At 57.5% G+C, this 14768-nt stretch carries 11 protein-coding genes; 9 read left to right on the forward strand and 2 right to left on the reverse strand.

Features of this window, described 5'->3' with window-relative positions; translation table 11 throughout:
• Positions 1–385: 385 nt before the first annotated feature.
• Together AB3175_RS05245 and AB3175_RS05250 are read left to right on the forward strand one after the other, a co-directional pair.
• Positions 386–2170 carry a sigma 54-interacting transcriptional regulator gene (locus AB3175_RS05245; RefSeq protein ID WP_367359895.1) on the forward strand — a complete coding sequence of 595 codons (1785 nt, stop codon included), beginning with the start codon at positions 386–388 and terminating at the stop codon, positions 2168–2170.
• 450 nt (positions 2171–2620) lie between these two features.
• On the forward strand, positions 2621–4195 hold the full coding sequence (locus tag AB3175_RS05250; RefSeq protein ID WP_367359896.1) for a benzoate-CoA ligase family protein: 1575 nt from the start codon (positions 2621–2623) through the stop codon (positions 4193–4195).
• Positions 4196–4486: 291 nt separating this feature from the next.
• Here AB3175_RS05250 and AB3175_RS05255 read toward each other — a convergent pair whose 3' ends face one another.
• Together AB3175_RS05255 and AB3175_RS05260 are read right to left on the reverse strand one after the other, a co-directional pair.
• The gene (locus AB3175_RS05255) at positions 4487–6049 is read right to left on the reverse strand and encodes a benzoate-CoA ligase family protein (protein WP_367359897.1); all 1563 of its coding nucleotides are present in this window, start codon (positions 6047–6049) and stop codon (positions 4487–4489) included.
• Between the two features lie 481 nt (positions 6050–6530).
• Complete coding sequence (locus tag AB3175_RS05260) at positions 6531–7295, reverse strand: DUF4350 domain-containing protein (protein ID WP_367359898.1); 765 nt, start codon at positions 7293–7295, stop codon at positions 6531–6533.
• A gap of 919 nt (positions 7296–8214) precedes the next feature.
• Here AB3175_RS05260 and AB3175_RS05265 point away from each other — a divergent pair.
• The 7 genes from AB3175_RS05265 to AB3175_RS05295 all read left to right on the forward strand — a co-directional run bounded on the left by AB3175_RS05265 (position 8215) and on the right by AB3175_RS05295 (position 14765).
• The gene (locus AB3175_RS05265; RefSeq protein WP_367359899.1) at positions 8215–9918 is read left to right on the forward strand and encodes a hypothetical protein; all 1704 of its coding nucleotides are present in this window, start codon (positions 8215–8217) and stop codon (positions 9916–9918) included.
• Positions 9919–9936: 18 nt separating this feature from the next.
• A complete protein-coding gene (locus AB3175_RS05270; protein ID WP_367359900.1) occupies positions 9937–10326 on the forward strand; it encodes a hypothetical protein in 390 nt (129 codons plus the stop codon).
• Positions 10327–10358: 32 nt separating this feature from the next.
• Positions 10359–11912: a hypothetical protein gene (locus AB3175_RS05275; protein WP_367359901.1), complete on the forward strand. Its 1554-nt coding sequence runs from the start codon at positions 10359–10361 to the stop codon at positions 11910–11912.
• Positions 11912–12583 carry a hypothetical protein gene (locus AB3175_RS05280; RefSeq protein ID WP_367359902.1) on the forward strand — a complete coding sequence of 224 codons (672 nt, stop codon included), beginning with the start codon at positions 11912–11914 and terminating at the stop codon, positions 12581–12583. The genes AB3175_RS05275 and AB3175_RS05280 overlap by 1 nt, the downstream gene beginning before the upstream one ends.
• Positions 12584–12703: 120 nt before the next feature.
• Positions 12704–13711, forward strand: coding sequence for a hypothetical protein (locus AB3175_RS05285; protein ID WP_367359903.1), 1008 nt, complete (start codon positions 12704–12706; stop codon positions 13709–13711).
• Entirely contained in the window at positions 13708–14367 is a 660-nt protein-coding gene (locus tag AB3175_RS05290; protein WP_367359904.1) for a phage baseplate assembly protein V, read from the forward strand. The genes AB3175_RS05285 and AB3175_RS05290 overlap by 4 nt, the downstream gene beginning before the upstream one ends.
• A complete protein-coding gene (locus AB3175_RS05295) occupies positions 14367–14765 on the forward strand; it encodes a PAAR domain-containing protein (RefSeq protein ID WP_367359905.1) in 399 nt (132 codons plus the stop codon). The genes AB3175_RS05290 and AB3175_RS05295 overlap by 1 nt, the downstream gene beginning before the upstream one ends.
• Positions 14766–14768: the final 3 nt, after the last annotated feature.

Genomic DNA, 14768 nt, shown 5'->3' on the forward strand with positions numbered 1-14768 from the left:
AAGAATAAAAAGCTGGATATGGACTCTGTGTAGTTCACGAATGACCTCGATTGGATGAACGGGCTTCCTTTTATCACGTCGCCCTTCCATGTCAAGAAAAACCTCATGGCGACGGAGACAAATTCGAGAGACATCGCTGAGTTTTTTTTCAAAGGGTGGAAGCGCATTGCAGCGAAACGGGAAAAGATGGTCTGAATTCTTGACAGAAGATGTGGTCGATACTATACAAATCATGCCTGCCCTGCCGGTTGCCTTCGGTAAAAGGGGAATACGGAAGATCAGTGCAGCGGATCCAGCGAAACCGGGCCGTGAGAAGAGCACAGGCCTTCAAGGAAAGTCCCGGGTTCATGGATTCGCAAGCTACGGAAGGATCTAGAGATTATTCATGAATTACCTGCCCGATATTTCCTGTTGGCATGATGAAGCCTTAAAAACGGATCCCATTCTTCCAGCGGTTCTTGACCACATGAACGACGGGGTCCTGGTCGTCGATGGAAAGGGGATTGTCGTTTCATGCAATGCCTCTGCGCAGATGATGCTGGAAATCGACGCCCGGATCATCGGAACCCCCCTGCAGTCCATTCCGTCGCTTGCCGATCTGCGGGTATTCCTGGATTCAAGAAAGAACAATCCGTCCGAAAGATTTTCACGCCGTGACAGATTGCTTGCCGCAAAGGCCTTCTCCGGACTGGGATCCGGTTTCGAGGAGAAAACGCTGATCCTGCTGCAGGACATCACGGAGCTGGATCATATCAGGGCGGAGCTGAAATCCCGGGAAAAGTTGAACGAGGAGCTGGAAGATATTATCGCCTCCTCCTACGATGGAATCCTCATCACCGACGGGGAAGGAAACGTGCTGAAAATCAACGACGCCCTGCTCCGGATCACCGAACTACCCCCTGAGAATTTTATCGGCCATAAAATGGAGTCCCTCTACGAGGAGGGCCACTTTTTCGGGCAATCCATTGAAAGCCTCGCCCGAAAGGGGAAAAGGATCACAACGGGCATCCAGAAAATTCGAACTGGGAAGGAAGTCATGGTCACCTCGACGCCCGTGTTCGACGACGACGGGCATATCCTGAGAATGGTGACCAACGCCAGGGACATGTCCGAGATTCTGTCCCTGCAGGAGCAGCTGGCCTCATCCCGCGAACTGAGCAGCCATCTTCAGACGGAAGTCAACAGGATGCTCGAAGACGAGTTGCGCTCCCAGGGAATGATTACCGCATCTCCCGCCATGTACAAAATTCTCGAATTGTCCCGTAGGGTTGCCAACAGCGAGGCCACCGTTTTAATCCAGGGGGAATCGGGAGTCGGCAAGGAAGTACTTGCCAAGCTCATCCACGTCTGGAGCAAGCGGCCGGGGGCGTTCATCAAGGTCAATTGCGGGGCGATTCCGAAACATCTCCTGGAGTCCGAGCTCTTCGGATACAACAGGGGCGCTTTCACCGGGGCGAACAAGGAGGGCAAGCCCGGAATTTTTGAGCTGGCAGCCGACGGTACGCTCTTCCTCGATGAAATCGAGGACCTGCCTTTGAATCTCCAGGTGAAATTCCTCCAGGTCATCCAGGATCGATCCTTTCTGCGCCTGGGAGGAACCAAGGTCATCTCCGTAAACCTTCGTTTCATAGCCGCCAGCAATCGGGATTTGAGCAGGCTGGTTGCGGAGCGGACATTCCGGGAGGACTTGTTTTATCGGCTGAACGTCGTGCCGGTTACCATCCCCCCCCTGCGGGAACGGGTCGAGGATATCCCTCTGCTGGTGGATTATTTCCTCAATCAATATAACAGCAAGTACGGCGGCGAAAAATTTCTGGCTCCCGCTTTGCTTAAAAAGTTCGAGATGTATGACTGGCCCGGGAATATCCGTGAGCTGAAAAACTATATCGAACGGTTGGTGATCACCTGCTCGGGAAATCTGATCAATATGGACTTTCCGGAAACGGAACAGAATATTTCATCGTTCGCACAGCCCATTGATCCGGCCGAAACCCGGGAGGAAGGGAAAGACGAGGCCTTTTCAACCCTGAAAGAAGTTCTGGAAAGCGTTGAAAAGGACATGCTGTCCAAGGCCCTGAAGAAATACAAGAATTCACGAAAAATCGGCCGTATGCTGGGCATATCCCACACGGCGGTCTTAAAGAAACTAAAGAAATATTCCCTGGGCTGACCCCCTGCAAAGAAAGAGGCGGAAGCAAAACGTTCCACTGGAAATTTTTGTTTCCGGTTTTCTCCCCTTCCTGGAAACCTATCGTTCCATCTCTGGCGCCAAATCGAAGGGTCAATATTTTTTAATCCTTTATAATCAATAGATTGCGGATAGATCTCCCTTTTTCCGCAGCAAATTCCTTCCCATTCAACACTCCGGCGGCCTCCTGGAACGCATGGCAGTCGACGGGGATTTCCGAAGCGCTTCACCTCGATGGAGTCAACGCATTAATCTCTTGATTTATATGGCTATTTGCATCTTCACTTTCAGGTTCATGCCCGTCGGAGGACCTTTCTTTTCCGAACGTCAATAAAGAGCCATTTCTTTCTCTCTGGCAGGTTTATTGCCTTAACTTGAGGCTGTTGAAAATGTGATCACAATGTGATCAACCATTCGAAGAAGGAGGAGTTCATGGCAAAGCTATATCCAGAGGAATTTTACAACTCGGCAGATTGGTTCGTAGACAGGCACGTCCGGGAAGGACGCGGCGACAACATCTGCGCCTACACCGATAGGGGCAACTACACCTATCGCGACATTCAGAAAATGACCAATAAGATGGCCAACATGTTCCAGAAGCTGGACATCCGGATGGGTGACCGGATCATCATGATCGTTCTGGACACTCCGTGGTTTTACTCCACGTTCTGGGGCGCCGTGAAGATGGGGGCCGTCCCTGTACCGTCCAACACCATGCTGACATCCGACGACTATGAATATTACCTCAACGACAGCCAGGCCCGGACCCTGGTGGTTTCGTCGCGACTTCTGCCGGTCATTGAGGGCATCGAAGAACTTCGCTTCCTCAGGGACGTCATTGTTGTGGATGACGAAGGCGCCTTTCAGCCTCCGTACAAACAGATCTATGCGTCGGCATCGGATGAATTCCAGACCGTGTTCACGACAAAGGACGATGTGGCCTTCTGGCTTTACACCTCCGGCACCACCGGCGGTCCGAAAGGGGCGGTCCATTCCCAGTCCGACATGCAGTACAGCGCCGATCACTATGGGAAGGAAATTATCCAGATTACGGAAAAGGACATCTGCTACTCCGCCGCGCGGCTCTTCTTCGCCTACGGCATCGGCAACGCCATGTTCTTCCCCATGTCCGTCGGCGCCGCAACGGTCCTCAACCCCGATCCCCCCACGCCGGCCCATGCATTCCGGCTGATCAGCTCCTACAAGGCGACCCTGTTCTTCGGCGTTCCAACCCTCTTCGGGCAGATGCTGGAGTACAAACTGAAGCAGGACAAGGAAGGCGGGGCAACGGCTGATCCCAAGGCGCCTCATGAGCTTTCAACACTCCGCGCCTGCCCGTCCGCCGGCGAGGCCCTTCCGCCCGACCTGTACTACAAGTTCAAGGATCGCTTCGGCGTCGAGATTCTCGACGGTCCCGGATCGACGGAGATGCTTCACATCTACGTGTCCAACCGGATCGGTGATGTCAGACCGGGTTCCAGCGGAAAGCCCGTTCCCGGCTATGACGTGAAGGTTGTGGATGACGACGGCAACGAACTGCCCGTGGGCGAGATCGGAACCCTCTGGGCGAAGGGAGCCAGTTCTCTCCGCTATTACTGGAGGAAGAGAGAAAAGACAGCCGGCACGGTGAGAGGCGAATGGATCAACACCGGCGACAAGTACTACAAGGATGCGGACGGATACTTCTGGCCGTCAGGCCGGGCCGACGACATGCTGAAGGTCGGTGGGATCTGGGTGTCTCCGCTGGAAGTGGAAAACTGCCTGAGGGAACATGCCTCCGTCATGGAGTGCGCCGTCATCGGAGCGGAGGACGACAAGAACCTGGTCAAACCGAAGGCCTTCGTGGTTCTCAAACAAGGCTTCGCCCCATCGGAGGAACTCGAGAAAGAGCTGAAGACATGGGTTCTCGACCGCCTTGCCAAGTTCAAGTATCCCCGCTGGATCGTCTTCATGGATGAGCTTCCCAAGACGGCCACGGGCAAGATTCAGAGGTTCAAACTCCGTTAATCCATAACGGAAAATCGCAACAATAATGAAGGGCCGCCCTGCCAAAGGCGGCCCTTTTCTGTTTGTAAGACGGTTATTTTCAGGCGCTTAAAGGTTTCACCGGGAATCCGGGCAGAGAGCGCCTCTGCCTCCCGTTGTATCCAGCGCCTTATCACCGGCAGTTCCCGGCGGGACTGGCAGATTCCCACGGGGACCGAACCGCGGCCATGCTGGGCGCACCAAAAGAAGGGGCCGCCTTTTTAAAAAGGCGGCCCCTGTGCATTTTACGAGATTGAAACGCTCATCCCAATTCTAGCGGAGCTTGAAGCGCTGGATCTTCCCGGTTGCCGTCTTGGGCAGCGAATCGATGAAGACAACCCAGCGGGGATACTTGAACTTGGCAAGGCGGTCGAGAACCCATGTCTTCAGTTCCTTTTCAAGTTCAGGTGAAGGTGCAAATCCCTGATTCAGAACGACGAAGGCCTTCGGCTTTACAAGATTTTCGTCGTCCATGGCGCCGACCACGGCGCACTCCATGACGGAGGCATGCTCCCTCATGCAGTTTTCAACTTCCAGCGGAGACACCCAGATCCCACCGACCTTCAGCATGTCGTCGGCCCGGCCGGAGGGGAAGAAGAAGCCGTCCGCATCCTTGTAGTACTTGTCGCCGGAGTTGATCCACTCGCCGATGACGGTGCTGGCCGTTTTGTCTCTCTTTCTCCAGTAATACCGCAGGGAGCTTCTCCCCCTGATCCAGAGGTTGCCGACTTCGCCGACAGGCAGTTCGTTCAACCCTTCGTCGTCCATGATCTTCTCTTCATAACCGGCGACAGGCTGTCCGCTGGAGCCCGGTTTGATGGCGCCGATCCGGTTGGACAGATAGATGTGGAGCATTTCCGTAGAACCCGGTCCGTCAAGGATTTCCACGCCATAACGTTCCACGAACTTGTGGTACAGGTCGGGGGGAAGCGCCTCGCCGGCGGACGGGCAGGCCCGAAGCGTCTGCAGGGCGTGGGGAGCCCCCGGATTTTCCTTGTCCAGTTTTTCCTGGGCGATGAGCATCTGCCCGAAGAGGGTCGGAACGCCGAAGAACAGGGTCGCCTTGTACTGGCTGACCAGCCGGAACACATGGGCCGGTGCGGGCGGATCGGGATTCAGGACGGCTGCGGCGCCGACGGACATGGGGAAGAACATGGCGTTGCCGAGGCCGTAGGCGAAAAAGAGCCGGGCGGCGGAGTAGCAGATGTCCTTTTCCGTAATTTTGAGAATATCTTGTCCATAATGCTCGGCGCTGTACTGCATATCGGACTGGGAATGGACCGCCCCCTTCGGACCGCCGGTGGTGCCGGAGGTGTAGAGCCAGAAGGCGACATCGTCCGCCGAGGTGAACACGGTTTCAAATTCCTCTTTTGCCGCGCTATACATCTGCTTGTACGGGGTGGAGAAGACGCCGTCATCATCCACTACAATCACATCTTTAAGGAAGCGGAGTTCTTCAATCTCGTTCACGACGGGGAGAAGTCTCGACGATACGACCAGGGTCCTTGCCTGGCTGTCGTTGAGGTAGTATTCATAGTCGTTGGCCGTGAGCATGGTGCTGGAGGGAACAGGAACGGCCCCCATCTTCACGGCGCCCCAGAACGTGGAGTAAAACCACGGAGTGTCCAGAACGATCATGATGATCCGGTCGCCCATCCGGATGTCCAGATTTTTGAACATGTTGGCCATTTTGTTGGTCATTTTCTGAATATCGCGATAGGTGTAGTTGCCCTTGTCCGTGTACGCGCAAATATTGTCGCCACGGCCTTCCCTGACGTGCCTGTCTACGAACCAATCTGCTGAGTTGTAAAATTCCTCTGGATATAACTTTGCCATACTTCTTCCTCCTCCTTTAAATAAAAAGTTACAATGTGATTATAACATCGCGACATTTTATGCAAGCAATCTTTTCACAGAGAAAGCGCTCTGGCATTGAAAAAGCACCGACTATCGTTGCCGTGACACGGAAACCGTCAGGGTCTGGACATTCAAAGATTTGAAATCCTTATCAATATTTCGATCCCATGCTGATGGGACTGACGGTTGAGTTTTTTTGCTGTCGCGTCTCCATTTCATCCTTACGTGGACGGCGGATCCCCCCGACGGCCTCCATGCGGGGCTGATGCGGATCTGACGGCAGAGGGGAAAGCGAGGTAAACGACCTGAACCATTGAAAGAACGCCACAGGAGGGACAGAAATCATACGGACACAGGGAGCTGCTGCCCCGGGCTCACTCCTTATCGAAGATAAAAAAAGCGGCGGATTCCCTGAAGATTCCACCGCTTTTCAAGCAGATTCAACCCGATGAGAAATGGCCTATTTTACCAGCTTGCGCCTTAAGCCGAGAATTCCCACCAGACCCGATCCCAGGAGCCAAGCCGCTGCAGGAATCGGAATTGGGTGCGTCTGGGCCAGAAGCAGGTTTTCGAACATCACCTTGTTGTCATTGTTAGTGGCATAGACATTGTCCCAGACATTCTGGTCCGTAATGACAAAGATGCTGCCGTCGCCGATGTTCTCGTAGGCCATCATGACATCGGACAGGTTGGAACCGAGCATCAGCTTCTGGGCGGGACCCGAAAGATTGAGCGATGCAAAGCAGGCGTAATTGTATGTATTGACGCCCGCCGTTAAGGGATGGTCCAGGATCTGTCCGTTGGCCCGGGTCGCATCGCGGTATCCCGCATCCGGATAGTCGGTGTTGATGGAAATGTGTCCGCCCAGGGCCGCGATGGCTGCCGTAATCCGGGCGTTTTCAGCCGGGGCATAATTACCGTGCTCCCCCATGAAGGCAATCCGTCCACCGCCCGCCAGAAAGGACTGCATCGTGCTGATTTCGGCCGCCGTGTAGGAATCGGCCGGCTGCACGGCCCACAGCAGGCTGATGCCCGTCAAATCCACGGTGTCCAGGGTACCGCCCAGTGTTGAGGAGCTTACGTCAGGCAGGGTGTTGTAAAAATTGTTGATGACATTAAGGTCGAAGCGTTCGCCCCAAACCCCGACATAAGACGTGGCGGCGTTGGCGCTGCTGATGACAAAAAAGCTCAGTACGGCGCATAGAATCAAGACAAACTTTTTCATGGTTACCTCCTTCTTTTTTTTGAGGCTCTTAAAGCCATGTCCGCCCTCACGCTTTTGGCGGCAACAGGATAAGAGAAGCATTCTCGCTTTGTTAAGGTTGTGTTCGTTCACATATGAAAGCCCCGAACAGGCATTTCATACGCCTCCATTTCCGCCTTCTTCCTCCGCCCACAACACCTCCTTCCCATATTTTTCCTCTCCACATCATATCCTTAAGAAATGAACGCTTCTCACCGGCACGGCCCCATAAAAACCGCCGGTGTGGAACATGCGACACCTTCTCCTGGCAGCCGGAGTTTCCTTTCTACGGTGCCCCTGCCTTTCGAACCCCAAGCCGGGCAAACATTTTTTTTAACGGTAGCAGAGTTTTAACGTGGGTCAATACCTGAAAAACCTTATTTTATCGCAATAATTTGGCGCAGATCAAATCATCCATGTGCCTAATGGCTGCATTAACCACTCTTTTATGTCCTTATATAAAGAGTATCATCTAATTTTTTCCTCATATATTGAGGGGCTGAAATCGCTTTCCCGTTGAAGGGAAGAATCACCAAAGAAAATTTGTGCATCGCCATGGCACAGAACGGTAACAGGCCCATCAGGAAGAATTCATCTACCGACCCGAAAGTATTCCGGAAATGATTTTGGTAAACCGCCCTTTTTCGTGATCGGGAGAAAACCCTACGCCAAACTCCTAGACAAAATACCATTTTTCAGGTATTGACCTCTTCAGAAACCTTGCTCTACTCTACATCGACTTTTAGTTGCACCCAAGCAGGCAAGACAGGTTTTCCATCCCATCCACGGGACGATCCTCCACTGGGGGATCCGTTCAGGAAGTATCGTAGTTCAGATAAATATCGTACCTGAAATCGGCAAGTTAAGCGTTTGCAATCCACATCAACCAGTAGGAGGAAGTATGGCAACTCTCATTGTTCCAGGAGTCAATGTTAAGGCATATTTCGATGTTCTTCCCCCACAACCGGCGCCATCGGGGATTGTCGGCATCGCCGGCGTTGTGGACCGGCCTCCGGCAAACGGGAAACTGGTCGGCGTTACAAAAATTTCCGAACTGCGTGATCTTTTAGGGCCCGGGTCACTTTACAGCCTGAAGCAGGGCGTTGACGCCCTTTCGAACGGCGCTTCGGAACTGGTTGTTTCCGCCGTGTCGGGCGGCAGCCCGGCTAGCCTCTCCCTGCTGAATGTCGATTCCGAGCCCTGCGTCCTTCTCAAATGCCGTTTCAACCGGTCCTGGGGTACGGCCCTGGCGGCGGAAGTGCGGACTATCCTCGATGCAAACGGGGCGGTCGTCCGGGTCAATCTCGACGTCATCGTCAACGGCAGGAGCGAGGAAACCTTCACGGATCTCCGGATTGCCCCCGGTGAGGCGGATGACCTCTTCAATGTCGTCAACAATTCATCCAGGCTCCTGGTGGCTCTGGATGCGGGATTCGAGGATGACCTGCCCACGGCCGGGACCTATTCCTTCAGCGCTGCCGGCGCTCCGATTCCCGTTCCCGTCAAGGACGGCGTCAAAACGCTGCTGAGGCTTCTGGTGGCGGAAGACGCAGACCCCAACGGACTGAACTGCGTCCTCACCCTTCCCGCCATCCCGGCCAACACGGTCACGATCAAGGTTTTCAAAGGCACCGCCTTGCAGGAGGAGTTCTCCGAACTGGTCATGAATCCCGACAGCGACCATTATCTCCCCTATGTTCTGCTGACACGCAGCAAGCTGATCCGCGTCACCCCGGAAAGCTCTTTTGCAGCGGGGAAGGCCCTGCCCGTCGCCACCAGCGGCCCTGTTCCCTTCACCGACGGCACTTCCCCCTCCCTCGCCGCAGTCAGTTCCGCCATTGATCTGCTGAGTGACGATACCCGCATCGACCTGGTCTGCGCAGCCATTGAACCGTCGCGGACGGATGCCGATGTGGCGACGATTCATCAGGCGCTCCTTTCCCACGCCGTCTCCATGTCGGACAGCGGCGCTCCCCGCATTGCCTTTGGATCGGTCACCGCCGGAGAGGCCACCAGTCTGGACAAGATCAAGGACCACGCCTCCGCGGTTCGCAACCGCCGGTTTGTCCTCGCCGCCCCGCCTCAGGCCGAAGGGCTGCTCGCAGGCATGATCGGACGGATGGACGTTCAGGAATCGCCAACCTTCAAGACGATCCCCCTGCACGGGATGTCGGCCGCCTCCTACCGGGAAAGCGAGCTGAACCGCCTGTTGGGGCCGACGATCAACCTCTGCGTGATTCAGGAACGGGCTGGACGGGGCATTGTCGTCCTCAAGGCGATCAATACCATCGGCGATCAGGTTTCCGTAACGCGCGTCGCCGACAAGGCCATCCGGGAAACCAAGGCCATCGCGGAAAATTTCATCGGCATTCTCAACACGGAGGAAGCCCGAATCGCCCTGAAGCAGCAGTTGATCGCAACCTTCCTGCGCATGGAGCGCGATGGTGCGCTTGTCCCCTCCACGGACGGCAAGGACCCGGCATTTATCGTCGATGTCTACTCGACCCAGCAGGACTTTGCCCAGGGAATCGTCCGCATCGACATCGCGGTCCGCCCTGTCCGTGCCATCGACTACATCTATGCGACCATCCGCGTGAAAAACTAGGAACCAAAGGAGATTTTTATGCCGACACTGTTTGCAGCCAATGAAAGCGTGGTCCTCATCAACGGCGAGGCGATCGAAGGCGTTCAGGCGATTGAGTATCGCCATGTTCAGCAGCGGGAAAATGTTTTCGCCGTGGGAAACGCCGAACGCATCGGCCAGATTGCCGGCCCGATGTGGGTCGAAGGCCGGATCAAGGTCAATTCAACAGCGCCCTCGATCAACGCCATTACAGGCGATACCGTTTTCCAGGTGACCGCTCAGCTCAGGCACGGCGCGACCAGTATGACCTTGTCCTTCGATGATTGCTACCTGATGGAAAAGACGTTCGAAATGGGCGTGGGCAGCGTGGGAAGCTCCGTGTACACCTTCAGCGCAACGCGTATCCGCGAGGAAATCGCCTCCTCGTAGTTTCTTTCGGGCTTTCTGGCAGGAGGAGAGAAATGCCGTTGATCTTCGCGCCGGAATCCGGCGAAGCGATGATTGGATCACAACGGGTGCACTTTGTTCCCGCGGGCGATGACGGATCGATTCGTGTTGTCGGCCGTTCCGGTTCCGTGATCCGCCCCCTTCGCTTCGGAGAGCGCACCCGCCTGTTGATCGATGCCCTTCTGGCCGACGATCCTCCCGGTTTCTGTGCCGATCTTCTGGTCCACGCGGCAACGGATTCTCCCGCCGAAGCGCTTTCGCCCGATGAGCGGGCGCTGGCTCTGGTGCTTGCCGGAGGCGATATCGACGCCCCGACCCTCTCCCGGACCGTTGCCGCCGTCAGCGCTGCCACGGGATGGCCGGAGGAAGCCATCAATGAAAAAAGGGCCATCGAGATTGACCGGATGGCCTATGATCTGAGCTCCCGGGATGCGGGATGGAAGCGGATCGTCTTTCCCCGCCAGGGGGCGGATGATGTGGAGACGATCATCCTCGAACTGGCGTCGCTCCTCCTCAACCGCACCGATGACGCGATGATGCGGCTCAGAGAGGACGTTCTTTCCCGGCCGACGGAAGCAGAAGGTGAGGCATGGGGCCTCTTGAATCCGGCAAGAAAGGCCCCGGTCGTTCCGGCAGGATTGGTTCCGGCTGAACCTCCATGGATTCCGCAGGGATCGGCCGGATCTTTCCCCGGCCGAACTCCGGCATTTTCAAAGGATCCAGCCGCGCTGTCCGGAAGGCGCCTGCCCGGCTCCACGAACACCATGAACGACCCTTCTGTTCCTCGCTTTCCGGAAAGCGACCCCGCCGCCGTTTCGAGCCCGGGCATGCCTCTTTCCGCCGGAAGCGACCCCGCCGCCTCCAGGAACGGAACCCCGGTTCAGCTTCGCGAGCAACCCCTCTCCTGCGATCCCTCGGCGGCCCCGCCGTCGGCCGGCCGGAGTGGCCGGTGGGATGCCCACCCGGACCGCATCCGGCCCCGCGGGCTTCCCGCTTCGGAGGAGAATTCGGAACGAAACGGAGGGGAAAGGCGGAGCCGTGCTGTTGCTCCGATTGAGGCCGGAGAAAGGTCTCCGGGCAGGAGCCCTTCGCAGGATCCTCCTTTCAGGCGGCCTTCAGGGCTTTCGGTTCAGCGGACCGAGAACAAGCCGTTCAAAGAGGATCTCCAACCCGGATGGACGTCGGCATCCGGGCTTATGGACAGCCGTGCGCCGGAGCTAACGGGGCCTGGACCTTCCTACCAGGAAGCCCGGTCGGAACAGGAGGCCCGGCTTGCTCCGATGAGGGGATCCCTTCCTGCCGGTCACCACACCGGCCGGACTCCTGCCGGTTTTTCATCTCCAGAAGGAAGGATTCAAGGCTTCTACCCGTCTTGCGACCACCAGCGACTCTCCCCCGTGCCTGCTGGAGAATTTCCAGGGCTTTCCGCCCATTCTTCTTCAGCCAGGGCGTATGCAGATGTGGAAAGGGATATTCTCTCCTCCCTGGACGATCTGGATCTGGCGGAACTAGCCGACGGGATCGGCCGGCTGCTCTCGGCGGAAGCGGACCTGAGGGGGATTGACTGATGCCGGATACTGCGCCCGCCAGACCCGTTCCGCTGCTGGGAGAGATCTCTCTCGATTATGTTCAGCACGTTGAGCACCGCATCGATGGCGGCTATCTTTCCAGCGTCATTCCCGGCCTGGATGGGGAGCTTCAGCAGCGGGCCGCCCGCCCGTCCCATCGCATCACCATCCGGGGCCTTCTTTACGGGGAAACGGCTTCCGATTCGCTCTCATCGCTCCAGGAGGCGGCTCAGAACGGGGAGGAACTGACCTTTTCGGCGGACATCACCTCCGCTCTTGACATCCAGAACGTGGTCATCGAGGGGTTTTCCTGCTCCCAGGAAGTGGCCACGCAGGGTCGGTACTCCTACGAGATCTGGCTGGCGGAAAGCCCTCCGCTGCCCCCTCCGGCGCAGATTTCCGGGTTCGGAGGACTGGACGACTTCGGCCTTGGCGATTTGGGATTTGACACGGACATCATGGGGGATCTGACGGACCTGGCTGGAGACCTCTCCGGCGCCCTAAACGACGCCCTGGGCGTTCTGGATGCCCTTGAGGGGCTGGCCGGGCTCGACGGGCTGAGCGTCGGCGGCATCCTGCAGCCCATCCAGGACGTAAGCAACAGCGTCTCGCCGCTGGCATCGGCCTTCAAGGATTCCCTGTCCTCGCTGAGCAGCCTGTTCGGCGGATAGGAACGGACGCGGGGGGAGCGAAGAGTCCCTGCGCGTTGAAATGGGCGTTCGAGCCGGCGAAGGGCGCATTGACATTCGAACTGGTGATAAGGGCAGACTTCGGTTCAAGACGGAGGCAACATGGCATTTCCCGTAGGCATCTCCCTGGTGCTGGGCAACAGCCGCTATGATTCGCATGTGCGGCGTCTGCGGGTCAGCTTGTCCCTTCTGCCCGGCGTCAACAGTGCCGTCGCCGTGATGCCGTCAACCGTCCCGTTTTCCGCCTCTCCCGGCGAGAGTGCACAGATCGGGCTGACGGCGGGAGATTCAACGGAAACGGTTCTGACGGGAACAATCAAGGCCGTCGAGCGGACGTTAACGGCCATCGCCGTGACCGTGAGCGACGGATCCGCCGATCTGCATGCCTGCCGGCCGGCTGCGACCTATGAAGGCCAGAACAGCGGACAGATCCTTCAGGCCCTGGCAGGCGACACCGGCCTGCCGACGGGCCGGATCGACGCCAACCTGGATCTGGCTGCCTATGTTGTGGAACAGAACCGGACCGCAGGTGAGCATGCGGCCCTCCTGGCCCGGCTGTCGGGTTGCCTGGCCTTCGTGAGCAGCGGCAACGAACTGTCCGCGCCGAAGATCAGCGATTCCGCCGATTGCGCCCTGCGCTACGGACGGGATATCCTGGTCTACCAGGTTCAGGAGCGGAAGAAGGACCGGCCCGATCTCGCGGCGATCGGAAACGGCCCGGCAGGTTCGGGAAGCGCCCCCGACGCCCTGCGCCAGACGGTGGTTTCCCTGCCTTCAAATGCCCAGCCTCCCGGCGCGAAGATGCGCTGGCTGCCCTATGCCTTTCTACGGACGCCCTCGGCGGCTTCCGATGCCGGTGACGCCCTCAACGGCGAGGCTGGAAGGGGGCTGTCCCGGGCTGAAGGGCACTGCCTTCTCAATCCGGAGCTCCGCCTTGGCTCCGTCCTGGAGATTTCCGATGCTCCGGACGGCCTGAGTCCGGGCCCCTGGATCGTGACCGGAATCGTTCACGAGGTGCGGCCCTCCGGCCGAAGCCGGACGATTTTCCGAGGGCAATCCGCAGGAGGCGGCGGATTGGCCGGCCTTGCCGGAGGACTGTTATCATCATGAGCGCGATTCTTTACGACAGCATCGCCCGGATTGCCCGCCATGAAGTCAATTCCCGGGCAACAGCCGGCATCGGCATCGTCACCGAGGCCTACGGCGCCGACAGCAGCGCGAAAGACTATGCCGTGACCGTCAAGATGCGCGATACGGGCATTCTCCTGCCCCGCGTCCCCGTAGCCGTTTACGCTGCGGGATTTGCCGCCCTTCCGGCGGTCAACGATCTGGTGGTTGTTGTGTTCGCCAACGGAGACATTTCCGCGGGAGTCGTCGTCGGACGGCTTTATTCCCCGGACCTGGAACCACCCGAGAATGCCGACGGCCAGATTGTCCTGCGCCTGCCGCCGGGGGGCGGCGAACCGAAAATCAATCTGGAGCTGAAATGGGAGACGCCCACCATCTCCCTCAAGGTGGACAGCGATGTGGCCATTGAATGCGTCAAGGACAAGGTTGAGATAAAAGTCGGCGATTTGAAAGCAACCCTGACCTCAGCCGGCGGAGGACGGGCGGAAATCGCCGCGGGGGGGTCGACTCTGACGATGAAGAAAGACGGGGAAATCACCGTCTCGTCCCAGGGCGATCTGAAACTCAGCGGAGTCAACATCGAGATCTCGGCCCAGGGAAACCTGAAGATCAAAGGGGCAAAGGTGGATATCAACTGATGGGACTGCCGGCAGCAAACGCACAGAGCATGGCTGTGGCCGTGGATACGCACATTGTGATGGTCCCGTCTCCGGGTGGGCCGGTGCCGACGCCTCTGCCCCACGCCTTCAGCGGCGCGCTGAACGGCGGGACCGTCGCGACGGTCTCCATCGGCGGGCAGCCGGCGGCCGTAAAAGGATCGACGGCCGCCAATTCGCCGGCCCATATTCCCACACCCCCGGGAACAGGGTTCCAGAAGCCCCCGTCCAATTCCGGTGAAGTTTTCATGGGGAGCGCCACCGTCTTCATCGGGGGAAAGGCGGCGGCACGGAGCAGCGACAGCGTGAAAACCTGCAACGATCCGTCCGATCTGCCTGTCGGGCAGATTGTCGCGGCAGGAACGGTATTCATCGGTTGAACT

This window comes from Syntrophus sp. (in: bacteria) (genome assembly GCF_040768185.1).
GTDB classification, from domain to species: domain Bacteria; phylum Desulfobacterota; class Syntrophia; order Syntrophales; family Syntrophaceae; genus Syntrophus; species Syntrophus buswellii.

Excerpts from the sequence above, each read along its gene's own strand:
- AB3175_RS05245 (WP_367359895.1), top strand. The coding sequence starts at position 386 with ATGAATTACCTGCCCGATATTTCCTGTTGGCATGATGAAGCCTTAAAA.
- AB3175_RS05250 (WP_367359896.1), top strand. The coding sequence starts at position 2,621 with ATGGCAAAGCTATATCCAGAGGAATTTTACAACTCGGCAGATTGGTTC.
- AB3175_RS05255 (WP_367359897.1), bottom strand. The coding sequence starts at position 6,049 with ATGGCAAAGTTATATCCAGAGGAATTTTACAACTCAGCAGATTGGTTC.
- AB3175_RS05260 (WP_367359898.1), bottom strand. The coding sequence starts at position 7,295 with ATGAAAAAGTTTGTCTTGATTCTATGCGCCGTACTGAGCTTTTTTGTC.
- AB3175_RS05265 (WP_367359899.1), top strand. The coding sequence starts at position 8,215 with ATGGCAACTCTCATTGTTCCAGGAGTCAATGTTAAGGCATATTTCGAT.
- AB3175_RS05270 (WP_367359900.1), top strand. The coding sequence starts at position 9,937 with ATGCCGACACTGTTTGCAGCCAATGAAAGCGTGGTCCTCATCAACGGC.
- AB3175_RS05275 (WP_367359901.1), top strand. The coding sequence starts at position 10,359 with ATGCCGTTGATCTTCGCGCCGGAATCCGGCGAAGCGATGATTGGATCA.
- AB3175_RS05280 (WP_367359902.1), top strand. The coding sequence starts at position 11,912 with ATGCCGGATACTGCGCCCGCCAGACCCGTTCCGCTGCTGGGAGAGATC.
- AB3175_RS05285 (WP_367359903.1), top strand. The coding sequence starts at position 12,704 with ATGGCATTTCCCGTAGGCATCTCCCTGGTGCTGGGCAACAGCCGCTAT.
- AB3175_RS05290 (WP_367359904.1), top strand. The coding sequence starts at position 13,708 with ATGAGCGCGATTCTTTACGACAGCATCGCCCGGATTGCCCGCCATGAA.
- AB3175_RS05295 (WP_367359905.1), top strand. The coding sequence starts at position 14,367 with ATGGGACTGCCGGCAGCAAACGCACAGAGCATGGCTGTGGCCGTGGAT.